The organism is Salegentibacter sp. BLCTC (assembly GCF_015143665.1).
Lineage (GTDB): Bacteria > Bacteroidota > Bacteroidia > Flavobacteriales > Flavobacteriaceae > Salegentibacter > Salegentibacter maritimus.
This window is the reverse complement of record NZ_WYEW01000003.1, coordinates 605,006-626,782: the sequence shown is the minus strand read 5'-3', so window position 1 is coordinate 626,782 and position 21,777 is coordinate 605,006. Positions and strand designations below refer to the sequence as shown.

21 protein-coding genes and 1 tRNA gene are annotated in these 21,777 nt (G+C 36.2%); 14 read left to right on the top strand and 8 right to left on the bottom strand.

Annotated elements, in window-relative coordinates; translation table 11 throughout:
* Positions 1–29: 29 nt before the first annotated feature.
* The gene (locus GUB10_RS06175) at positions 30–584 is read right to left on the bottom strand and encodes a fasciclin domain-containing protein (RefSeq protein WP_193710546.1); all 555 of its coding nucleotides are present in this window, start codon (positions 582–584) and stop codon (positions 30–32) included.
* Positions 585–835: 251 nt separating this feature from the next.
* On the opposite strand from GUB10_RS06175, the gene GUB10_RS06170 reads away from it, so the two are divergent.
* From GUB10_RS06170 to GUB10_RS06160, 3 genes are all read left to right on the top strand, one after another.
* Positions 836–1,564 (top strand): hypothetical protein, encoded by a 729-nt coding sequence (locus GUB10_RS06170; protein ID WP_193710545.1) that lies wholly within the window; start codon positions 836–838, stop codon positions 1,562–1,564.
* A gap of 77 nt (positions 1,565–1,641) precedes the next feature.
* Positions 1,642–1,887 carry a putative signal transducing protein gene (locus tag GUB10_RS06165; protein ID WP_193710544.1) on the top strand — a complete coding sequence of 82 codons (246 nt, stop codon included), beginning with the start codon at positions 1,642–1,644 and terminating at the stop codon, positions 1,885–1,887.
* Positions 1,880–2,071, top strand: a complete 192-nt coding sequence (locus GUB10_RS06160; protein WP_193710543.1) for a hypothetical protein — start codon at positions 1,880–1,882, stop codon at positions 2,069–2,071. The genes GUB10_RS06165 and GUB10_RS06160 overlap by 8 nt, the downstream gene beginning before the upstream one ends.
* A 91-nt stretch (positions 2,072–2,162) precedes the next feature.
* Here GUB10_RS06160 and GUB10_RS06155 read toward each other — a convergent pair whose 3' ends face one another.
* Positions 2,163–3,173, bottom strand: coding sequence for a 3-oxoacyl-ACP synthase III family protein (locus tag GUB10_RS06155; RefSeq protein WP_193710542.1), 1,011 nt, complete (start codon positions 3,171–3,173; stop codon positions 2,163–2,165).
* A 171-nt stretch (positions 3,174–3,344) separates the two neighbouring features.
* On the opposite strand from GUB10_RS06155, the gene GUB10_RS06150 reads away from it, so the two are divergent.
* Positions 3,345–5,804: a prolyl oligopeptidase family serine peptidase gene (locus GUB10_RS06150; protein WP_193710541.1), complete on the top strand. Its 2,460-nt coding sequence runs from the start codon at positions 3,345–3,347 to the stop codon at positions 5,802–5,804.
* Positions 5,805–6,102: 298 nt separating this feature from the next.
* Here the strand turns inward: GUB10_RS06150 and GUB10_RS06145 are convergent, their stop codons facing one another.
* Entirely contained in the window at positions 6,103–7,413 is a 1,311-nt protein-coding gene (locus GUB10_RS06145; RefSeq protein ID WP_193710540.1) for an AarF/ABC1/UbiB kinase family protein, read from the bottom strand.
* 21 nt (positions 7,414–7,434) lie between these two features.
* A complete protein-coding gene (locus GUB10_RS06140) occupies positions 7,435–8,103 on the bottom strand; it encodes a TetR family transcriptional regulator C-terminal domain-containing protein (RefSeq protein ID WP_193710539.1) in 669 nt (222 codons plus the stop codon).
* Positions 8,104–8,324: 221 nt separating this feature from the next.
* Here GUB10_RS06140 and htpG point away from each other — a divergent pair, with 221 nt between their 5' ends.
* Positions 8,325–10,211 carry a molecular chaperone HtpG gene (htpG, locus tag GUB10_RS06135; RefSeq protein WP_193710538.1) on the top strand — a complete coding sequence of 629 codons (1,887 nt, stop codon included), beginning with the start codon at positions 8,325–8,327 and terminating at the stop codon, positions 10,209–10,211.
* Between the two features lie 177 nt (positions 10,212–10,388).
* Here the strand turns inward: htpG and GUB10_RS06130 are convergent, their stop codons facing one another.
* Complete coding sequence (locus GUB10_RS06130; RefSeq protein ID WP_227740314.1) at positions 10,389–12,635, bottom strand: response regulator; 2,247 nt, start codon at positions 12,633–12,635, stop codon at positions 10,389–10,391.
* A gap of 101 nt (positions 12,636–12,736) precedes the next feature.
* Between GUB10_RS06130 and GUB10_RS06125 the strand changes: the two genes are divergently transcribed.
* Positions 12,737–13,096 (top strand): hypothetical protein, encoded by a 360-nt coding sequence (locus tag GUB10_RS06125; RefSeq protein WP_193710537.1) that lies wholly within the window; start codon positions 12,737–12,739, stop codon positions 13,094–13,096.
* A gap of 3 nt (positions 13,097–13,099) precedes the next feature.
* Positions 13,100–13,684 carry an alpha-ketoglutarate-dependent dioxygenase AlkB gene (locus GUB10_RS06120; RefSeq protein WP_193710536.1) on the top strand — a complete coding sequence of 195 codons (585 nt, stop codon included), beginning with the start codon at positions 13,100–13,102 and terminating at the stop codon, positions 13,682–13,684.
* A gap of 53 nt (positions 13,685–13,737) precedes the next feature.
* On the opposite strand, the gene GUB10_RS06115 is transcribed toward GUB10_RS06120, so the two are convergent.
* A complete protein-coding gene (locus GUB10_RS06115) occupies positions 13,738–14,520 on the bottom strand; it encodes a S1/P1 nuclease (RefSeq protein WP_193710535.1) in 783 nt (260 codons plus the stop codon).
* Between the two features lie 120 nt (positions 14,521–14,640).
* Here GUB10_RS06115 and GUB10_RS06110 point away from each other — a divergent pair, with 120 nt between their 5' ends.
* From GUB10_RS06110 to GUB10_RS06080, 7 genes are all read left to right on the top strand, one after another.
* Complete coding sequence (locus GUB10_RS06110) at positions 14,641–15,501, top strand: SPFH domain-containing protein (RefSeq protein ID WP_193710534.1); 861 nt, start codon at positions 14,641–14,643, stop codon at positions 15,499–15,501.
* A gap of 91 nt (positions 15,502–15,592) precedes the next feature.
* Entirely contained in the window at positions 15,593–16,540 is a 948-nt protein-coding gene (locus tag GUB10_RS06105; RefSeq protein WP_193710533.1) for a S9 family peptidase, read from the top strand.
* The gene (locus tag GUB10_RS06100; RefSeq protein WP_070053311.1) at positions 16,537–16,704 is read left to right on the top strand and encodes an Arc family DNA binding domain-containing protein; all 168 of its coding nucleotides are present in this window, start codon (positions 16,537–16,539) and stop codon (positions 16,702–16,704) included. Before GUB10_RS06105 ends, GUB10_RS06100 begins: the two co-directional genes overlap by 4 nt.
* Entirely contained in the window at positions 16,704–17,525 is an 822-nt protein-coding gene (locus GUB10_RS06095) for an HAD family hydrolase (RefSeq protein ID WP_193710532.1), read from the top strand. Before GUB10_RS06100 ends, GUB10_RS06095 begins: the two co-directional genes overlap by 1 nt.
* Positions 17,526–17,588: 63 nt before the next feature.
* Complete coding sequence (locus tag GUB10_RS06090) at positions 17,589–18,854, top strand: DUF819 domain-containing protein (RefSeq protein ID WP_193710531.1); 1,266 nt, start codon at positions 17,589–17,591, stop codon at positions 18,852–18,854.
* 148 nt (positions 18,855–19,002) lie between these two features.
* Positions 19,003–19,764, top strand: coding sequence for a DUF4369 domain-containing protein (locus GUB10_RS06085; protein WP_193710530.1), 762 nt, complete (start codon positions 19,003–19,005; stop codon positions 19,762–19,764).
* A gap of 170 nt (positions 19,765–19,934) precedes the next feature.
* Entirely contained in the window at positions 19,935–21,209 is a 1,275-nt protein-coding gene (locus tag GUB10_RS06080; protein ID WP_193710529.1) for an OFA family MFS transporter, read from the top strand.
* Between the two features lie 213 nt (positions 21,210–21,422).
* Here GUB10_RS06080 and GUB10_RS06075 read toward each other — a convergent pair.
* Both GUB10_RS06075 and GUB10_RS06070 read right to left on the bottom strand, forming a co-directional pair.
* Positions 21,423–21,496 (bottom strand) — tRNA-Thr (locus tag GUB10_RS06075).
* Positions 21,497–21,505: 9 nt separating this feature from the next.
* Positions 21,506–21,769 (bottom strand): hypothetical protein, encoded by a 264-nt coding sequence (locus GUB10_RS06070; RefSeq protein WP_193710528.1) that lies wholly within the window; start codon positions 21,767–21,769, stop codon positions 21,506–21,508.
* Positions 21,770–21,777: the final 8 nt, after the last annotated feature.

Genomic DNA, 21,777 nt, shown 5'->3' with positions numbered 1-21,777 from the left:
AGCCCTAATTTTTCTTTTTCAAAAACAATCTATTTCCCGGGCAAAATTACAGTATCAATTACATGAACAACTCCGTTTGATTGATTAACATCTGCCTGTGTCACAGTAGCTACGTTTCCTGAGGCATCTTTAAGTTTTACTTTACCGTTTTCCATCATTGCATAAAGTTTTCCACCCTGTACAGTTTCAAAAGTAGCTTTACCATCGGCATTTTTAATAGCTGCTACCACATCTTTAGCCTTAAAATCGCCGGCAATAACGTGGTACGTAAGTACAGCCTGTAATTTTTCTTTATTTTCTGGCTTCAACAATGTTTCTACAGTTCCGGCAGGTAATTTTTCGAATGCGGTGTTGGTAGGGGCAAATACGGTAAAAGGACCTTCACTTTGTAATGTTTCAACTAAACCTGCAGCCTTCACTGCCGCCACCAGGGTAGTATGATCTTTAGACTGCGAGGCATTCTCTACAACATTCTTGCTGGGATACATCTCTGCACCACCCACCATAGTAGTTCCGTTTTGGGCCATTAAAGTCCCGCCAATAAATAGAAAACAAAAAAATCCTAATAATTTTAAATTTTTCATAATAAAGTTTTTAAATGGTTTATGATATAAACGAGATAAAAAATGCTTCGGTTTTTTTGAATGTACGATTTAGCATTTCTTTAAGAACCCGCTTGTTTTAATATTTGTCTAATTTATTTTTATTTAGGTTAAACATTTTTAAAAAACATCTAATTGTGATAGGTTTAACACGAAAGACTATAGAATGAAAATAGGATTGCAGAAATCATCTTAATTACTTAATTTAGTGACAGATGCTAAAGAAAAAGAAAATGAAGTTGAAAGTAAATCTGCCACGTACCAATCTTGAAGTACAATTGCACAAGTCTCGTGAAAAAAGAATCTCTACTGAAAATATATTACAACAAGTACAGGATATTTTTGAAAAAGAAGCAAAGAAAGACGACAAGATTCTAAATGAAATCTATACAGGTAATGATGAAATAAATAACCTCAACCTCGATTTATTGGAGAGTCATAGAATATTTCATCTTTCAGATATTGAAAGATTATGTATAGATTATCGCCTGCGCTTTTTAGACAGTAGTTATTTTAAAGGGGAAATTCCTTACGAGGTACTTTCTAAAATCAAGGCTTTAGAAAAAGAACAGCAAATTGCTTTAAAAGGTTTTAAAATTGTAGCTCCTTCTAAGCTCTTTAAACTGGAAAATGCCGACGACCCCTTACTTTTCGTTCCCATGGGAAACGATTATTTCTACCTGGTACATAAATGGGGCAATGATCTTCATCCTTTTAGAAAGTTAATCATGTGGCCTTTTAGGCATCTTGAAAATTTTACACTTGTCTTGCTTGGTTTTAGCTTGTTACTTGCGTTGCTCATCCCCGACGGACTTTTCTCTCCCCAGCAAACCACCACACAATTCTTTATTATATTTTTCTTTGTATTTAAATGGGTAGCGGGTTTGTCTATTTTTTACGGTATTAAAAAAGGAAAGAATTTTAGCTCAGCTATTTGGCAAAGTAAGTATTATAATGCCTAGAACGTTAAACTCTATTTAAAATAAGCTTTGAGCTATATTTTAGTTTGTACTTTAGATAGGACTAAAAACTAGAAATTATGAGTTCAAAAGAATCTTACGAACGCGTGTATACAGGTTCTGAAACCAATGTCCAATACTTGCAGGAAATTTTTGATAAAGCCGGAATTTCTTCCCGGGTTAGAAATGATTTTGATTCGGGCTTGCGCGCCGGATTTGGTGGCGGTTTACCGGGGCAGGTACAGCTGTTTGTAGTAAAAAATCATTTTGACGAAGCTTTAAAAATAGCAAAAACAACCTTCCCAAAAGATTATAAAGATGAGTAACCTCAAAGGAGGAAAACGCAACAAGTGGTACTTAATATTGGGAATTATTTTTCTTGTATACGGTACTTATAGGCTCTACACCCACTTAACAGCCGCAGAAACCGATAATTTTGGATCTATTCTGGCAGTTGGCTTTATTGTTTTTGGGATTTACGACCTTTTTAGATACTTTAAAAAAGTATAACTAAAAATGTATACCAATAAAAAATGCTGTCTTTAAATAAACAGGCTTAAAGACAGCATTTTTTTATTTATTAAGATCAACAACATTAGCTTTACCAGCTTATAACCGCACTTGCCCAGGTAAATCCGCTACCAAAAGCAGCAAGCACTACTACATCCTCATCTTTAACTTTTCCTTTCTCCCAGGCTTCGCATAACGCAATAGGAATAGATGCCGCAGTGGTATTTCCGTATTTCTGAATATTGTTATAAACCTGATCATCGCTTAATTTAAATTTCTGTTGAATATATTGGGAAATACGCAAATTTGCCTGATGTGGTATTAGCATATCAATATCCTTAACTTCCAGGCCATTGGCGTTTAATCCTTCCATAATCACTTCAGAAAATCGCTGAATCGCATTTTTAAAAACAAATTGACCATTCATATAAGGATAATAAGGAATATCGTCTCCCTGCGGATTTTCAGCTATAATCTCAGGAACCCAATGCTCTGTACTTGGTCCTTTTAAAGAAAGTTCCAGGGCGTGTTTTCCTTCAGAATGCAAATGGGTAGAGAGAATTCCCTCACCGTTATGATCACTTCTGGTTAAGACCACTGCTCCCGCTCCATCTCCAAAAATTACAGAAACCGAGCGACCACGCGTAGTAAAATCAAGTCCACCACTATGGTTCTCGCTACCAATAACCAGTACATTCTTATACATTCCGGTTTTTATAAATTGATCGGCCGTTGAAAGCGCATATATAAAACCACTACATTGGTTTCTTACATCTAAAGCCGGGCAGGTATTAATATCTAGCATTTCCTGTACCTGAACGCCACAACCTGGAAAATAATAATCGGGGCTTAGGGTAGCAAATACAATAAGGTCTATATCATCCTTATCAATTTTAGCACGCTCAATAGCAATTTTAGCAGCTTTTACACCCATGATAGCGGTAGAATTACCATCGCCCTTTTTAATATGACGCCGTTCTTTAATTCCGGTCCTTTCCTGGATCCACTCATCGTTGGTGTCCATAACTTTCGCCAAATCATCGTTAGTAACAACATTTTCTGGCACATAACTCCCAACTCCGGCTATTTTAGATTGATACATATTCTATTGTTTAGTATATTTAGACTTAAGTCGAATTAAATGTAATAAAAATGAAGAATATAATATAGTAAATAACCCGCGCTAATAAGACATTTAAACCTTTATTATCGGGTTAATATTAGTAGTATTATGTTTTATACATTTTTATTCCATTTTAAAAACCACACATTTATGAAAAAAACTATCTTAAGTATTTTAAGCTTTATGCTATGCTTTCCTGCACTCATTGCCCAGGAAGACTTAACTTACCAAAAACCACCCAAAGAGATTCTTGAACTGGTAGATGTACCCCTGGCCCCTTCAACTATTTTAGATAGTGACGGTGAAATAATGGTATTTCTATATCGCGATCAATATAAGTCTATCGCCGAGCTTAGCGAAGAAGAATTAAGACTTGGCGGATTACGAATTAATCCCGTTACCAATATAAATAGCCGGGCAAGATATTATAAGAACTTAAAGGTGAAGCCTATTGATGCAAAAAGTGCCACCCAGGTAAAAGGTTTACCAGAAAATGCTCGTTTAGCTAATTTTAGTTGGTCTCCAGATGAATCGAAAATAGCTTTCACCCATACTGGCAATAAAGGAGTAGAACTTTGGGTATTACACCTTAAAGATGCCAGGGCGCAAAAATTAACCGAAGCAAAGCTTAATGCTAATATGCGGGATGTAACAAACTGGTTTAAAGATAATTCTTCAATTTTGGTGAAAATGCTTCCTGAAGATCGTAAAGATTTAATAGATACTGAAACTGCGGTTCCCACGGGTCCCACTATTTCTGTAAGCGATGGAGAAAAAGCGCAAAATCGCACGTACCAGGATTTACTTAAAAACCCAAACGACGAATATAATTTTGAGCAATTGGCACTTTCAGAATTGGTAAAAGTAAACCTGGACGGTACTTCAGAAAAATGGATGGATGCTAAAATGTATAGTAGCATTTCGTTTTCTCCCAATGGGGAATATATAATGGTGAACCATATTAAAAAGCCATTTTCTTATTTGGTTCCTTATTACAGGTTCCCTTCAGAAACAAACATTTTTACTGCAAACGGAGAACTGGTAAACAAAGTTAACGAAGAGCCCTTATTGGAAGATCTTCCCAAAGGCTTTATGGCTACCCAAACCGGAAGAAGAAATTTGCAATGGCGTAGCGATAAACCGGCAAGCCTGATTTATGTAAAAGCCTTAGACGAAGGAGATCCTGAGGTTGAAGTAGAATTTAGGGATGAAGTTTTTGTTTTAGAAGCGCCCTTTAGCGGTGAAGGAAATTCAATCCTTAAAACCAAAGATCGTTTTTCAGGGATTACCTGGGGCAATGATGAAATTGCCATAGCAAACGATTATTGGTGGAATACCCGTAATACCAGGACTTACGTCTTTAATCCCTCTGAACCATCAGAAACACCAGAAATAATTTTTGATAGAAACTATCAGGATCGTTACAGCGACCCGGGAAGATTTGTGACTACCAAAAACGAATTCGGGCAAAGTATTTTAAAACTGGATGATGAAGATGCTTTCTTGCTAGGCGCAGGTTATAGCGAGGAAGGTCAATTCCCTTTTGCCGATAAAATAGATTTGGAAAATGGCAAAACCGAACGTTTATACCAATCTGAATATAACGATAAAAAAGAAACCCTTGTAGAAGCTTTAGATATTGAAAAAGGGGAAATCCTGGTAAGAATCGAATCGGCCACCGAATATCCCAATTATTATATTAGGGATATTGACAAAAAGGATGATATCACCCAAATTACTTCTTTCGAAAATCCTTTTAAAAGCCTTGAAAATGTAAGCAAAGAAGTAATTACTTACGAACGCGAAGATGGATTAGAATTAAACGGAACACTTTATCTTCCTGCCGGATTTGACAAAGAAAATCCCGAAGAACATCCTATGATCGTTTGGGCTTACCCAAGAGAATACAAGGATAAAAATTCGGCTTCACAGAATACTTCAAATGCAAACGACTTCACGTACCCTTATTATGGTTCGCCAATTTATTGGGTGAATCGTGGTTATGTGGTGTTAGATGATGCGGCTTTTCCTATTATTGGAGAAGGTGAGGAGGAACCCAACGATAGTTTTAGAGAGCAGTTGGTAGCAAACGGAAAAGCGGCTATAGATGCGGTTGCCGAAATGGGTTACGTAGATAGGGATCGTGTTGCCGTAGGTGGCCATAGTTATGGTGCATTTATGACTGCCAACTTATTATCACATTCTAATTTATTTGCTGCAGGCATTGCCAGAAGTGGTGCCTATAACAGAACCCTTACTCCGTTTGGATTTCAAAGTGAAGAAAGAAGTTATTGGGAAGCCCCCGAGGTCTATTACAATATGTCTCCTTTTATGCACGCCGATAAGATGAAAACACCTCTTTTATTGATTCACGGGGAAGCCGATAATAACTCAGGTACCTACCCTATGCAAAGTGAACGTTATTTTAACGCTTTAAAGGGGCTGGGTGCTACTGCACGTTTAGTTATGTTGCCAAAGGAAAGCCATGGGTATAGCGCAAAAGAATCTGTTTTGCATGTGCTTTGGGAGCAGGACGAATGGTTGGAAAAATATGTGAAAAATAAAAAAGAAGCCGGAAATATTGAAGCTTCAGAGGAAATGAAAGATTAAAATTTTAGGCTCTATAGCTTAATTAGGCTGTTTGGGACGCTTTTTTCCGTCAAGTTGAACTTGTTTCAGCTTCTAATCTGAGTATAGTAATCGACTTGTTAGATCCTGAAATAAATTTAGGATGACGTTTTTAAAAGCTTTCCAGACAGCCTTTTTTATTTCACAAATCAGTTAGGTTTAGAAATAGGAAAAGAGCTATTACCATGTAGGGATGGTAACAACGCTCTTCCACAACCTAACCAATAAGTAAACTACCTCGGGGTATTACACCCTTTGGTGGTGCCAATAAAGCCAACAACTATAACATATAATTGCGAAACTTATTAACCTCTATCTTCGCCTGGAGATCGTGCAATAAATTGTATAAACCAAAAAAGGTGCGGTTTATATACAAAAAGTGCTTACTTCCCCTATTTCCATTCATTTTTCGCAATTCGGTGTCCTTGCTATATTTTTCGCTAAGAGTTGTAATTGAATTCCAAAAACTTTCGTCTGCAAAATCAAAATTCTCTTCATGAAATGGACTTGTAAATAAGCTGAGCATTTCATAAAACAACTTTGAAAAATATTTGATCTCTCGCTCTGAATCGTCTTCCCTTAATATTTCCAGTTCAAATAACTTTGCATTAAAAAATTCCGAATTATTAATATTTTCTTTATTTGCCAATTCAAAATAAGGCACATAAAAATCTTCGGGCACTTTTTTAATACAGCCAAAATCTATAGCAATTAGATTAGCCTCTTTATCAATAAGGAAGTTTCCGGGATGCGGGTCGGCGTGTACTTCTTTTAAACCGTGCATCTGGTACATATAAAAATCCCAAAGAGCCTGCCCTACCTTATTCGCTTTGTTTTGGTCGGTATTTTTCTTTGCAAATTCACTTAAATGTTTTCCGTTCATCCAGTCCATCGTAATAATTCGCTCACTGGACAACTCTTCATAATATTTCGGAAATTTAAGATTAGGAATATGCGCGCAGGCTTCAGAAATTTCTTTACTCTGTTTTACCTCCAGGATATAATCGGTTTCTTCCAATAATTTCCCTTCAACCTCCTTAAAGTACTTTGCGGAATCTTTACCCTGAAGATTAAACATTCTGGTAGCAATAGGTTTTACCATTGCCAAATCTGAACTTATACTATCTGCGACGCCGGGATATTGAATTTTCACAGCAAGTTTTTTCCCATCTTTTTCGGCTTTATGAACCTGACCAATACTGGCAGCATTTACAGATTCACTCGCAAATTTATCGTATAAATCTTCAGGGTAAGCCCCATTATATTTTTTAAAAGTTTTTCTAACCAAAGGTGCAGAAAGCGGCGGCACACTAAATTGAGCCAAACTAAATTTTTCTACGTAGGCATTGGGTAAAAGGCTTTTTTCCATAGAAAGCATTTGCGCTACTTTAAGCGCGCTTCCTTTTAAGCTTTTAAGACTATCATAAATATCATCGGCATTGCTTTGGTCTAACTCATCTCTTGTATAATCGGGATTAAAAGCTTTTTTACTGTAATATTTAAGATAATTGCCCCCTAGCTTCACCCCTGTTTGCATCAGTTTTGAAGTACGGCCAATTTTACCTGTTGGTATTTTATCTATTGTTTTCATAGTTATTAGATGTAGGCTTTATTATGCCATTTTCTCTTTCCAGAGAAACTTCCCCAAATCTATTACCCTTTCTAACGGGGTATTATCAAATACATCAAAAACCGTATTCACTGACTTTTCTATAGCGACATCGGTGCTCTCAAATTGGGCAGAATTATCATCCATCCAAAATTTCATTAAAAACATAAGTTGTACCCAGGCCGCTTCCGAAAATATCTTTTCTGGTTGTTGCAATGCCTGAATGTTTTTCTCTGCATTGGCATCCTCTATTAACTCGGCCGCAAAAGATTTTACATTTTTCCTTAAACCTTTCAATTGCTGCAGGTTTTTAAGTTGGTTCTCGTGCTCCTTTAAAGAAAATAAAACATAGCTTCTGTTGGCGGTTAGCATTTCAAAAAATGTGTAGAAAAAGGTGAGCATTTTTTCGCGGTTAGAAAAAGTTTCAAACTCAGGGCTTTTCTGAAGTACATTAATAGTATGCTCGTAAAAACGTTCCCAAATTCCTTTTTGCAAACCTTCTAAGCTTCCGTAGAAATTGTAAAATTCCTCCTCCTTCATCTTATTCTCCTTACAAAATTTATAAACCGTTTTTGGACGCTTCTCTTCCTCCAGCACGTAATCCATATATAGGGAAATAAGCTTATCTTTATCTAAGGTTTTTTTTGTTGTTGATTTCTTTGCTGTAGCCATAATTAATTTTCTTTCTTCAAAGATATAATTTTGTTCAATCTTTATTTCATAATATTAAACAAAATGTTTGTTAAAAATCTTATTGGTTAATTTGTAGTTCAGGAGTTTAGACGCTTTCATCAATTTCACATTACAACTTATGCCAGTTTGTCAGCGTAGTTTTAATGGTATTTTTTTTGACTATAAAAAGAGAACATTAAAATTTATTAAAACAAACATATATGGCAACCGGAAAAATCAATGTTTCTGTAGAGAACATTTTTCCACTGATAAAGAAATTTCTTTACAGTGATCACGAGATCTTTTTAAGGGAGTTAATCTCTAATGCGACTGACGCTACCTTAAAATTAAAACACCTCACCGATATTGGCGAGACCGATGTAGCATACGGTAACCCGGTTATTGAGGTAAAAGTAGATAAGGAAGGCAAGAAACTTCACGTTATAGACCAGGGAATTGGAATGACTAAAGATGAAGTTGAAAAATATATTAACGAAGTAGCTTTCTCTGGAGCTGAAGAGTTTCTTGAAAAGTATAAAGATACGGCCAAAGACAGCGGAATTATTGGCCATTTCGGTCTTGGTTTTTACTCTGCTTTTATGGTGGCCAACAAAGTAGAAATTATCACCAAGTCTTATAAAGACGAACAGGCTGCACATTGGGTATGTGAAGGAACAACCGATTTCACCCTTGAAGATGCCGACAAAAAAGAGCGGGGAACAGAAATTATTCTTCATATAAACGAAGAAGATGAAGAGTTTCTGGAAGAAAACAGAATTCAGGAATTATTGGTAAAGTATAATAAGTTTATGCCTGTTCCAATTAAACTTGGTACTAAGGAAGAAACTTTGCCCCTTCCCGAAGATGCGCCTGAAGATGCAAAACCAGAGACCAAAACGGTAGACAATATTATCAATAATCCTGCACCGGCCTGGACAAAACAGCCCACCGATTTAGAGGATGAAGATTATAAAAATTTCTACCGCGAATTGTATCCTATGCAATTTGAAGATCCTTTGTTCCATATTCACCTAAACGTAGATTACCCGTTTAATCTTACCGGAATTCTCTACTTCCCTAAGATGACGCAGGATATGAATATACAGAAGGATAAAATTCAGCTATTTCAAAACCAGGTTTTTGTAACCGATAATGTTGAAGGAATTGTTCCTGAATTTTTAACTATGCTTCGTGGAGTTATAGATTCTCCAGACATTCCTTTAAATGTTTCACGTTCTTACCTGCAAGCCGATGGTGCTGTTAAAAAGATTTCCAGCTATATTACCCGTAAGGTAGCCGATAAACTAAAATCTCTTTTCAATAACAATCGTGAAGATTTTGAGCAAAAATGGAACGATATTAAAATTGTTATTGAATACGGAATGCTTTCTGAGGATAAATTTTATGAAAAAGCCCAGAAGTTTGCCCTTTATCCAAGTGTAGACAATGCTTATTATACATTTGAAGAATTGCAGGAGAAAATAAAAGATAACCAAACCGATAAGGATGGAAATCTTGTAGTATTATACGCTTCAAACCAGGATGAACAACACAGTTATATCGATGCGGCCAAAGCCAAAGGATATGAAGTATTATTATTAGATTCTCCAATTATATCTCACCTGCTTCAAAAAATGGAAGGTGAAAAAGAGAAAATTTCTTTTGTTCGTGTAGACTCAGATCAGGTAGATAACCTCATCAAAAAAGATGAAGAAAAAGTGTCTAAACTTTCTGATGAAGAAAAGGAAAAACTAAAAGGAGATTTTGAAAGGGTTATTCCGAAGGAAAAATATACCATACAAATGGAAGCCATGGATAGTGATGCCGCTCCATTACTAATTACCCAGCCGGAATTTATGCGCCGAATGAAGGAAATGCAGCAAACCGGTGGTGGGGGTATGTTTGGTATGGGCAATATGCCTGAAATGTACAATTTAGTGGTAAATACCAATCACCCCTTGATTTCTGAGATTCTAAATACTAAAACCGAGAAGAAACAGGATCGCTTAATTAAGCATTCTTTAGATCTTGCCAGGTTATCCCAAAACTTACTTAAAGGAGAAGAACTTACCAATTTCGTAAAACGCAGTTTTGAAATGGTAAAATAACTTCTTTTAAGAAAGAAACTCTATAAAAGGCCTGGAAAGTCTTGTAATCGTCAAGCTGAACTCGTTTCAGCTTCTAACATCTTAGATCCTGAAACGGGTTCAGGATGACGAAAGAAACAGTTTTCCAGGCCTTTTTATTTTACAGAAATTTGAGAAGATATATGGAGAATAAAAAGCTTAGTTCTTAGAAATAGCTTCAATATTAGTGCTCAAATTTCGGTTAACAATTTGGTAGAAACGTTCTATATCATAAGGTTTCACAATAATATCGTTCATCCCCGAAGCATAAATCTCATTTCTAACCTCTTCTATTTCTACAGCGGTTAACGCAACAATTGGCACCAACATATTAAATTCCCTTATACGCTTGGTAGTTTCCATTCCATTAATTCCCGGCATATTTAGATCCATTAATATTAGATCAAAATTTTCAGCAAAGGCCTTTTCAATAGCTTCCACCCCATTTGAAGCTACAATACATTCAAAATTTTGCTTTTCAAGAATCCTTCTTGTAACTACCTGGTTTATTTTATTGTCATCTACAACAAGAATTTTTTGTACTCGTTTTAGGTTATCGAGATAAACTTCATGGGCAAAACCCGCTTCTTTAGAAGGAGCCTTATCTTCTTTAAGACTAAGACTAAAGCAAAAAAGTGCGCCTTCACCTTCCTTACTTTTTAAATGAATTTGAGAGTTAAACAATTCCAGTAAACGTTTAACAATAGGCAAGCCCAGCCCAGTGCCCTGATAATTATAATTTGCTGCCCTAAGTTGTGAAAACTCCTCGAAAATTAATTTTTGTTTACTTTTTGGTATACCAATTCCATTATCCTTAACCTCAAAATATATAACAGCCCTATCATCTACCCTGGCCTGCAATTTTATACTAATATAAATATCTCCATTCTCGGTAAATTTCACCGCATTACCAACAAGGTTCATAAGTATCTGGGACAAACGCACAGGATCACCAATTAAATTTTCCGGTATATCTTCATCTATATAGTAATGTACTTTATTATTATTTTGAAGGCGGGTAAACTCAAAAGTATTCACAATACTGAGTACTAATTCCTTTAAATTAAATGGAATATTCTCCAGTTTTACCTGTTTAGACTCCATTTTATTCATTTGTAACACATCGTTAATAAGGGCGAGCAGATAATCGGCTGAAAATTTCAAAGACTTTAAATCACTTTCATGTTTTTTCAGGCTTTTATCGTCTAATAATAAAGAGGCTAATCCCACCACGCCATACAATGGTGTACGCAACTCATGGCTAACTGTAGAGAAAAACTCGGTTTTCAATTTAGAGAGACGTTCTGCATTATCGCGGGCGTCTACCAGTTGGTTATTCTTTTCTTTTAATTGATGGATAAGCTTCTTTCTATCCTGATTAATCTTATTTAAGATGAGTAGGGTTATGATAAGTATTAGGGAAGCTACCACCATTATTAGGATCTTCTCGGTAGATCTACTTATTAATTCATCCTGGTAGGCTTGTTCTTTTTTGGAAATTTCAAGATTACGGCGGTACTCATTTACATCAAAACGCGCATTAGCTGCTTCAATTTGTGCCAGCTTATCTTTTTCAAATAACTGTGCCTTATAATTATCATATTTTTCCAGGCTTTTATAAGCTGCTTCAAACTCACCTTTCTCAAACAACATAGCCGCAAAATCTTTACAAATTAAAGATGCCGGTAATATTAAAGAATCTTCTTCTGCTAGTTGTAGTCCCTGGGTAAAATAATAGCTCGCAGAGTCTAGTTTATTTGTTTTATGATGATACCTTCCTAACAACATATACAGTTGAGAACGAGTATTATTATTTTTAACGTCCCCTAACAGCCTTAGAGATTCATTAAGATAGGGATAAGCTTGTGAGTATTTACCATCATCTATAAAAGTCCAGGCAATATTTACGGTAGGTGCTAATTTCTGCTCTGGAACTTTCAAACTATCGGCCAATTTAATTACCTTGTTGTAGTAAGCAATTCCTTTCTCCTTATTTCCTTTTTCCTCTGAATAAATATTCCCAAGGTTGTTATAGATATAAATTAATAAGGTATCGTTTTTAAGCTGTCGGGCAATCCCCAGGGCTTTCAAATAATTGGATTTTGCCCGTCGGTTATCTTTTAATTCGCTGTATGCAACACCTAAATAATTATGAGCGTGAAATTTATAGTAATCAGCATCTAAACTTTCGGCGTTTTCAAGTAGAAGATAAGCATTCTCTATACCATCTTTATAATTATATTTAAGTAAATTTTCTTTGGCAACCTCAACTAAACCCTCGAGGCTATCTTTAGAAATAGTCCCGGTATTCTGCGCAAAAAGCAAATTAACACTTAGTAAACAAAAAAGGATTAAGAGGTAATTATGTTTCAATATTTCAGCAAGTTTGTAGATAGAAGAATCCATAAATTTACTGTAATTTTAGGAAATATGCAATATTTTCAGTATAAGATAGATAATATTACAAACACCCACAATCCTTTCAGATATATTTATATCTTTAAAATATGCAATATCCCTGGCACCTCTATCTTATGGGCACGATGTATATCGTAGCCGGAATAATTCACTTTATTAAACCAAAAATGTATATGCGCATTATGCCGCGCTATTTACCTGCACACAAAGCATTGGTTTTATTAAGCGGCCTGGCCGAAATATTTCTTGGTTTTTCATTATTTTTTCCGGTTACCAAAGATCTTGCGATATATGGAATAATAGTAATGCTGCTAGTGTTCCTACTGGTTCATTTCTACATGCTTTCTTCTAAAAAAGCAGGAGCAGGAATCCCTAAATGGGCTTTAATTCTAAGAATCCCACTACAATTTTTTCTTATATATTGGGCCTGGTTCTATTTACAATTTTAAGAAATGAAGTCTGAAGTTTTTAGTTTGCCAAATGCCGAGCTGGAGTATTTCCCCAATTTTGTTAATAAAGAGAAAGCTGATTTATTGTTCCAAAAATTAGTAAACGAAATTCGCTGGCAGCAGCAAAATATTAAATTATTTGGAAAAGAAATCCCCCAACCCCGCTTAACTGCATTTTATGCTGAAAAAGGAATTTCCTATACCTACTCCGGGTTACAATTAAACCCCACAAATTTTTCAGCTGAATTATGGGAATTAAAACAAAAAACCGAAATGCTTTCAGGATTTAGCTTCAACACCTGCCTTGCCAATCTTTACCGCGACGGGAGCGATAGTATGGGGTGGCATGCCGACGATGAGAAAGTTTTAGGCAAAAATCCTGTAATCGCTTCAATTAGTTTTGGAGGCATTAGAAGATTTCAACTTAAACATAAAACCAATAAAGACTTAAAAGAAAGTATTGATCTTAACCACGGAAGCCTGTTAATTATGAAGGGTAGGATGCAGCATTTTTGGAAACACCAACTTCCAAAAACTAAAAAAGAAGTACTACCAAGAATTAACCTTACATTCAGAAAAATAAACTAAAAAGCCATTGTAAACAAGGTTATACAATGGCCTTTTAATAGTTATATTGTAATCTAACCGTATATATCGTTTAAAATTTTCGCCAAACGTATGCCTCCTTTTTGTAATTGCTGTAGCACTTCTGGCATATAGTTATACATATATTTATAGCCTAGTTTCTCTCCTATTTCGACAGAATCATATAGTTCATTTGCCATTTCTCTAGACTCATAAACCCAATCTATAATTTCGCCTTTTTCAATTTCTTTTATTTGTGCCCTACTAAGTTTACGACTATTCGCAGCAAGCTCTGTATAGCTCATTTGGTACGAATCAATCATCTGGCTATCCCAAACCCTATGAATATTAGAGCCCTTATTGTACCAGCGCACCTGAATATCGTTCCCGCCTTTATCGGCTCCTCTTCCTACATGAAAAGGTTGATGTAAATCCCCTACAAAATGCACCAGCATTTTTAAGTAGAATTGTTTCTCTTCTTTGGTTGCATCTTTGCTTTTTAAAACCTCTTTACATTTTAAAATAGCCTGATATAGATCTCCTTTAGGGTTTGCAGTTTTCTCGTTATATTTTTCCTCATCCGGAGCCAGGTTTACATAATGCCAGGGACCATATTTTCTAAAATCAGGATCACTTTTAATGTCATCGGCATAATTAGCTACAAAGGCCAAACCCTGTCCGTTTAAAATTTTACTTATCGCCTTTTTGGCCTTTTTGTTTAAAAAGTTTTCAGCTATTTCACCGGTAGCACGATGACCTGTTTTTCCCCAGTCGGCTTCATTGGCAAAATTCACATTAATACTAAATAACACAAAAACAAACAATACTATTTTTTTCATCTGTAGAATTTTTACAAATATAATGAAGCCATATTTTTTATGTGTTAAAACTTTTTTTAGTTTAAAATTAAAACAATACTTTTATGATATCATTTTAATATCAACCAATTTTAAAACATCATGACTCAGGAAAAAGAACTCAAGGCATCAAACGGTTATATAATGCTGTTTGTTTTTTTACTATTATTCTTTGGAAGCATTATAAGTTTTGCTATGACCACTAACCCCTGGTTCATTGCGGGAATTATTGTTGCATTATTTATTCTTCCCGGTTTAATTCTGGTAAACCCAAATGAATCCAGGGTACTGCTACTATTTGGAGATTATAAGGGAACGGTAAAACAAAACGGTCTTTTTTGGGTAAATCCTTTTTACACCAAGAAAAAGATTTCGCTTAGGGCCAGAAATTTTGATAGTGAACGCTTAAAGGTGAACGACAAACTGGGAAATCCGGTAATGATTAGCACTATTCTGGTATGGAGGGTTCTCGATACCTACAAAGCCTCTTTCGATGTAAACGACTTTGAAAATTTTGTGGTAGTACAAACTGATGCTGCGGTTAGAAAACTTGCCAGCCTTTATCCTTATGATAATTTTGCAGATGAAGGTTTAGATGAAGATATTACCTTGCGGTCTAGCGTAAATGAAGTAAGCGATGCCCTGGAAAAAGAACTGGAAGAACGTCTAGAAATTGCCGGAATAGAAGTTCTGGAAGCTAGAATTGGGTACCTGGCCTACGCCAATGAAATTGCCAGCGCTATGCTAAAGCGTCAACAAGCTACGGCTATTGTAGCTGCTCGACATAAAATTGTACAGGGCGCTGTGGGAATGGTTGAAATGGCTCTGCACGAATTAAGTGCAAAAGAACTGGTAGATCTTGATGCCGAACGTCGCGCCGCAATGGTGAGTAATTTAATGGTGGTACTTTGTGGTGATAAAGATGCTACCCCGGTGGTAAATGCCGGAACACTAAATCACTAAGCAAATTACCACGTGGCAAACGCACGAGGTCTTGAATACAAATTTTTTTTATTTCGAGTCCAGCCTCGGAGCATTCGATTATTCAGAAAAAATGAAAAACTTAAAACTCAGCATTTTCCTAATTTTTCTCGTAAACTCTATAGCTCTCACCCAGGAAACAAACTTTTATGAAGAAGAGATTTCTATAGACAAGTTTACCGATGGAACTCTCACGCTGCCTTCTGATGTTGAAAATCCTTCATTGATGATTTTTATTCAAGGCTCGGGCTTAACAAATCGTGACGGTAACCAAAGCGGGATGCAAAGTGATTTTGCTAAAAAAATGGCACATCAATTAGCTGGATACGAAATAGCAAGTTTTAGATTCGATAAACGAAGCCTTAAAGCTCAGGAATTAAGCTTAGAATCAATTATCTTTGCCGACTTTATAACCGATGTAGAAAATATTCTGAGGTATTTCAAAAAAGAAAACAAGTTCAGGAATTATATTATCGCTGGGCATAGCCAGGGTTCTTTAATTGGAATGATAGCTGCAAAAGAGCATGCTGATGCATTTATTTCTTTAGCCGGGGCCGGCGAAAGTATAGACCGTATTTTGGTAGAACAACTTACTAAACAATTGCCCCAATTTAAAGCTGAACTGCAAAGGAGTTTTGATGAAATGAAGGAGATAGGCAGCACTAAAGAATACCCGGAAATATTCAGTAATATGTTTAATCCTTCTGCACAAAAGTTTTTGGCCTCCTGGATAAAATATAATCCCAGTGCCGAAATTGCTAAACTTGAAATTCCTGTCTTAATTATAAATGGAACAAGAGATCTTCAGGTAAACGAAAAACAGGCTGAAATGCTACATAAGGCAGCTAAAAATTCTGAATTTGTTTTACTTGAGGATATGAACCATGTTTTCAGGGAAATTAAAGCAGAAGAAAAAGATTTAAATTTCGCCAGTTACAACAATGCTGAAAAGCCGCTACATCCCGAATTGATTCCGGTTTTAAACGATTTTATTAAAAATCTGGAAAGAAAAGAGAAATGAGTAATAAAAAAGCATTCGCACTTAGAGTTGATGAAAAGATGCTAAAAGCCATTGAAAAATGGGCTGCTGATGAATTTAGGAGCACCAATGGGCAAATTGAGTGGATGCTAAATAAAGCACTAAAAGAAGCAAATAGACATCCAAAAAATAAAAAAGAAGAATAATGCAATATAAAATAGTCTTTTCTGACATTGACGGAACTTTACTAAACCACGATAGAGTTTTATCTCCTACTACCATTTCAACCATAAAAAGCTTAAAAAACGAACTGCCGTTTGTACTTATTTCAGCCCGAATGCCGGCGGCTATGAGACACCTTCAGGAAGATCTAGATATAAACGAGCAACCCATAATTTGCTATAACGGCGGCTTGATATTAGTAAATGGAGAAGCGGTAACATCTACTGAAATTCCAATTAACACATTAGATAAGCTTTGTGATTTTAACAAAAACATCAATTGCCATTTAAGCCTATATCATAAAGATGAATGGTATGTTCCCGAATACGACCAATGGGCTGCACGCGAAGAAAACAACACCAAAGTAAAACCTGTGATAAAAGCCAATAACGATGTTCTTGCTTCATGGAGAAATGAAAACAAAGGAGCACACAAAATTATGGCCATGGGTGATGAAGCACACATAGATAAAATTAAAGACTTTTTATCCCAAAACTTCCCCGACCAGTTACATTTATACCGTTCTAAATCTACCTATCTTGAAATTGCGAACAAAGAGGTATCAAAACTTACGGCAATTCAGTTTTTACTGAAAAATCATTTTAACTTGAGCATTGAAGAAAGTGTTGCTTTTGGTGATAATTACAATGATGTAGAAATGATAAATGGCGTGGGTATGGGAGTAGCAGTTGGAAATGCCCGAAAAGAAGTTCTGGAAGTTGCTAATATTGTAACCCATAGCGGCAAAGAAGACGGGGTTGCTAAAAGCCTACAAGAACTATTTAAATCCTATCTACAGGATTAACGATAATCCCTAAAAAGAGTTTAAGAAAAATTGTATTTTGCCGCCGTTTAAAACCTTTTATTAATGGAAGATACTCCTATTTTCACCAATGATGCTATAGTATTCGGACTTTTAATGCTCGCCCTGGGTTTTGTGTTTATCACTTCATCCAAAAAAGAGGGTTTTTGGAAAAAATTCTATGCTATTGTTCCCGCACTTTTAATGTGCTATTTAATTCCTGCAATCTTTAATTCGTTAGGATTAATAGACGACAGCACCTCCCAGCTTTATTTTGTTGCCAGCCGTTATCTTTTACCTGCTTCCCTGGTTTTAATGACCCTTAGTATAGATTTAAAAGCAATTTTTAATCTTGGGCCAAAAGCTCTTATCATGTTTTTTGCAGGTACCGTGGGAATTATTGTTGGTGGCCCACTTGCTATTTTAATCGTCTCAGCCATTTCTCCTGAAACTGTTGGCGGTGTTGGCCCCGATGCTATTTGGCGTGGCCTATCTACCATTGCAGGAAGTTGGATTGGCGGGGGAGCCAACCAGGCTGCGATGCTGGAAATTTACGAATACAACCCTGAACTCTACGGTGGTATGGTACTGGTAGATATAGTAGTTGCCAATTTGCTTATGGCAGGTTTACTAATGGGGATTGGAAAAAGTGAAAAAATTGATACCTGGCTAAAAGCTGATAATTCAGCAATAACCGAACTTAAAAACAAAGTCTCCACTTACGCTGAAAGTGTAACCCGCAACCCCAGCTTGGCAGATTACATGGTGATGTTAGCCCTTGCTTTTGTTGCTGTTGGAATTGCCCATTGGGGTGCCGATGAAATATCGGTATACTTATCCTCTAATTTTGAAATTTTTCAGGATAGCAAAAGCGCACTTTCTTCCTTTTCTTCTACATTTTTCTGGATGATCACCATCGCTACAGCTATTGGAATTGGCCTTTCCTTTACAAAACTAAAAACCTATGAAGGTGCAGGAGCCAGTAAAATAGGAAGTATTTTTATTTATATACTTGTAGCTACCATTGGTATGAAGATGGACCTCGGAATGGTTTTCGATAATCCTGGGCTAATAGGTATTGGCTTAATATGGATGTCTATTCACGTTATTTTTCTATTTACAACTGCAAAACTTATTAAAGCTCCGTACTTTTTCCTTGCAGTTGGAAGCCAGGCAAATGTTGGGGGCGCAGCCTCTGCACCCGTGGTTGCAGCAGCATTTCACCCTTCACTTGCCACAGTAGGTGTATTGCTGGCTGTTTTTGGATATGTAGTAGGAACTTATGGTGCAATTCTAACTACTATTTTAATGCAAATCGCAGCCGGGAGTTAGTTTTAAATAGAAATTTATAAGATATTTGCCGCCCAAAGCTGAGCTGAGTTAGCTACCTGGCGACAAACATTTAAGCATAAACCTCTATTATTGAGTAAATATCAGCTTACAACAAGCACTGGATAGAAGAAAGAAAATTATAAAAAAGATGAAAAAAATAAGCATTCTTTTAATAGCTGTTATAGCCCTTATTTCCTGTAACAATAAAAAAAGTAATCTTACTGTAAATGCCAATATTGAAGGCCTTAAAAAAGGAACCGTTTATCTTCAAAAAATAGAAGATACACTAATGCTGGATGTGGACTCTGTAGTAGTTAACGGCAATGCCAATATAAAACTTGAAACTTTTATTGAAAGCCCACAGGTGATGTACCTTTACCTTAAGAAGATAGACAACTCGCAATACGACGATCGCATAGATTTCTTTGCTGAAGAAGGCCAGGTAACAATTAATACCAACCTGGAGAATTTTGTAACCGATGCAGAGATAAGCGGCGCAAAGAATCAGGAAAAGTTGGAAGAGTATCGTAAAATGATGAGTCGCTTTAACGATAAAAACCTGGAGTTAATAAAAGAGAATTTTGAAGCACAACAATCAGAAAATGAGGAAAAATTGATTGAGTTAAACAAGCAGTACGAAAGCCTTCTTAAAAGAAAATATCTCTACACCGTTAATTTCGCCATTAATAATAATAACCTTGAAGTAGCTCCATATTTAGCATTGTCTGAAGTTTTTGATGCCAATATCAAATACCTTGATACTATTTATAATTCTTTACAGCCAAAGGTTAAAAAATCTATGTACGGAAAAGAATTAAAAAATTTCTTAGAAGAGCGAAAAACTGAACAAAAAGAGATTGAAAATATAAAGTCGGAAGAAACCAGCAAAGATGAAGAGACAGTGAGCTAATTCAGTCTACATCTAATCATTTTAAAAGTCCGTAGTTTATTAATTACGGGCTTTTTTTATTATTAATTTTCAACAACGAGCGTATTTCATATAGATTTTCACAATAAAAACTTATACTTGTTATCGTATTACATACAAAACAATCATTTTATTAAAAACATCATCTATAAATGGACACTACTAAGAAAAATCGTTGGTTAATTGCAGCTTCAGCAGTTTCTATTCACATTTCTATTGGCGCCGCCTATGCCTACAGCGTCTATACACAACCACTTGTAGATATTAAAGGATGGTCTATGGCTTCGGTTACCACTGCTTTTACAATTATGATGGTTTTGGGCGGAGGTTCAGCAGCCTTATTCGGAAAATTTGTAGAAAGAAGTGGGCCAAGAAAATCAGCTATGCTTGCCGCTGTTCTATTTAGCTTAGGCCAGGCAGGTTCCGGTTTAGCTATCTCTATGAATTCATTAACAGGTTTTCTGTTATCATATGGTTTATTAAGTGGCCTGGGACTGGGCATTGGTTATATAGCACCGGTTTCTACCCTGGTAAAATGGTTTCCAGACAAACGTGGTTTGGCAACAGGAATGGCAGTGCTTGGTTTTGGTACCGGTGCCTTAGCAACCGCCCCAATAGCAGCAAATCTAATAGAGTCTATAGGGATTAGTTATACTTTCTATGTATTGGGAGCTTCCTATTTTGCACTAATGATGCTTGGCGCATCCTATATTGCTCCCCCACCCAAAAACTGGATGCCTGCCCGAATGAAGGAGCTTATAAAAGATGGAACTAAAAAGATTAAAAAAGATTTAACCCAGGCCACCTCAGGAGAGGCGGTTAAAACCAAACATTTTTGGATGTTATGGACTATGATGCTTATCAATACCAGCGCAGGTATTATGATGATCTCGGTAGCTTCTCCCATGGCACAAAGTATTGCAGGCCTCTCAACCGCCTCGGCTGCCACTATGGTTGGCCTTATGGGAATATTTAATGGCGGAGGTAGATTAGGCTGGGCTGCGGCTTCAGATTATATTTCCAGGCCAAAAGTTTTTATTGTCTTCTTTATAATTCAGCTAATTGCTTTTACCACCCTCCCGGTTATTACTTCGGCATTTATATTCCAAATTTTTATCTTTTTGGTGGTAAGTTGCTACGGCGGTGGTTTTTCTAATCTGCCTGCCTTTATAGGCGATCTCTTTGGAACCAAAGAACTGGGTGCCATTCACGGTTATTTATTGACCACCTGGTCTTTAGGCGGACTTATTGGTCCTACCCTGGTATCGCAAATTTACACAAGAACAGGAAGCTATATTCCGGTGTTTTATGTTTTCACCGGGTTAATAATTATAGCGCTGGGCATCAGTATTTTATTAAATAGAAGTATTAAAAAAGCAAAAGGACAACAGGAAAAATTACAATATGAGACTTCTGTCTCAGAATAGTATGACTGGGGCTGCGCAAAAACCTGCCATATTTTTGATTCGGGATTAAAGATATGAATGATTTGGAGGCTAAAACAATCTGGACTGAACAAGTGAGCAAATTCAGTTTAATCCAAACAAGCGTTCAATTTAAGAACGAAGAACTCCACCTCTCGCGCCCAGAAAAAACTGAATAAAAAAACCTCCCCAAAAAAAGGGAGGCTTTTTATTAAGAGCCGATGGAGGGACTCGAACCCACGACCTGCTGATTACAAATCAGCTGCTCTAGCCAGCTGAGCTACATCGGCCGGTTAATTCTATAACGCATTAATCTTTGCAATAAGGGCTTCAGCTTTCACTTCCAGCTCCTTTTCTATTGCCTTAAAATGCTGTTTTTTATTCTCAACATCTTTTTGATTGATCTTAACGATCAATTCGTCAAAATTAGAGATAGCTTCATCTACAATCGCTTCCGTCTTAGATGCGTCGTCAGGGTTAGCCATTTGATGTATGTATGCAGCATCAATAATGTCTCCCATTACATAATTCACATCTCTTTTCAATAATCTTTTACTTGCCATATCACTTA

Excerpts from the sequence above, each read along its gene's own strand:
- GUB10_RS06175 (WP_193710546.1), bottom strand. The coding sequence starts at position 584 with ATGAAAAATTTAAAATTATTAGGATTTTTTTGTTTTCTATTTATTGGC.
- GUB10_RS06170 (WP_193710545.1), top strand. The coding sequence starts at position 836 with ATGAAGTTGAAAGTAAATCTGCCACGTACCAATCTTGAAGTACAATTG.
- GUB10_RS06165 (WP_193710544.1), top strand. The coding sequence starts at position 1,642 with ATGAGTTCAAAAGAATCTTACGAACGCGTGTATACAGGTTCTGAAACC.
- GUB10_RS06160 (WP_193710543.1), top strand. The coding sequence starts at position 1,880 with ATGAGTAACCTCAAAGGAGGAAAACGCAACAAGTGGTACTTAATATTG.
- GUB10_RS06155 (WP_193710542.1), bottom strand. The coding sequence starts at position 3,173 with ATGTATCAATCTAAAATAGCCGGAGTTGGGAGTTATGTGCCAGAAAAT.
- GUB10_RS06150 (WP_193710541.1), top strand. The coding sequence starts at position 3,345 with ATGAAAAAAACTATCTTAAGTATTTTAAGCTTTATGCTATGCTTTCCT.
- GUB10_RS06145 (WP_193710540.1), bottom strand. The coding sequence starts at position 7,413 with ATGAAAACAATAGATAAAATACCAACAGGTAAAATTGGCCGTACTTCA.
- GUB10_RS06140 (WP_193710539.1), bottom strand. The coding sequence starts at position 8,103 with ATGGCTACAGCAAAGAAATCAACAACAAAAAAAACCTTAGATAAAGAT.
- htpG (WP_193710538.1), top strand. The coding sequence starts at position 8,325 with ATGGCAACCGGAAAAATCAATGTTTCTGTAGAGAACATTTTTCCACTG.
- GUB10_RS06130 (WP_227740314.1), bottom strand. The coding sequence starts at position 12,635 with ATGGATTCTTCTATCTACAAACTTGCTGAAATATTGAAACATAATTAC.
- GUB10_RS06125 (WP_193710537.1), top strand. The coding sequence starts at position 12,737 with ATGCAATATCCCTGGCACCTCTATCTTATGGGCACGATGTATATCGTA.
- GUB10_RS06120 (WP_193710536.1), top strand. The coding sequence starts at position 13,100 with ATGAAGTCTGAAGTTTTTAGTTTGCCAAATGCCGAGCTGGAGTATTTC.
- GUB10_RS06115 (WP_193710535.1), bottom strand. The coding sequence starts at position 14,520 with ATGAAAAAAATAGTATTGTTTGTTTTTGTGTTATTTAGTATTAATGTG.
- GUB10_RS06110 (WP_193710534.1), top strand. The coding sequence starts at position 14,641 with ATGACTCAGGAAAAAGAACTCAAGGCATCAAACGGTTATATAATGCTG.
- GUB10_RS06105 (WP_193710533.1), top strand. The coding sequence starts at position 15,593 with ATGAAAAACTTAAAACTCAGCATTTTCCTAATTTTTCTCGTAAACTCT.
- GUB10_RS06100 (WP_070053311.1), top strand. The coding sequence starts at position 16,537 with ATGAGTAATAAAAAAGCATTCGCACTTAGAGTTGATGAAAAGATGCTA.
- GUB10_RS06095 (WP_193710532.1), top strand. The coding sequence starts at position 16,704 with ATGCAATATAAAATAGTCTTTTCTGACATTGACGGAACTTTACTAAAC.
- GUB10_RS06090 (WP_193710531.1), top strand. The coding sequence starts at position 17,589 with ATGGAAGATACTCCTATTTTCACCAATGATGCTATAGTATTCGGACTT.
- GUB10_RS06085 (WP_193710530.1), top strand. The coding sequence starts at position 19,003 with ATGAAAAAAATAAGCATTCTTTTAATAGCTGTTATAGCCCTTATTTCC.
- GUB10_RS06080 (WP_193710529.1), top strand. The coding sequence starts at position 19,935 with ATGGACACTACTAAGAAAAATCGTTGGTTAATTGCAGCTTCAGCAGTT.
- GUB10_RS06070 (WP_193710528.1), bottom strand. The coding sequence starts at position 21,769 with ATGGCAAGTAAAAGATTATTGAAAAGAGATGTGAATTATGTAATGGGA.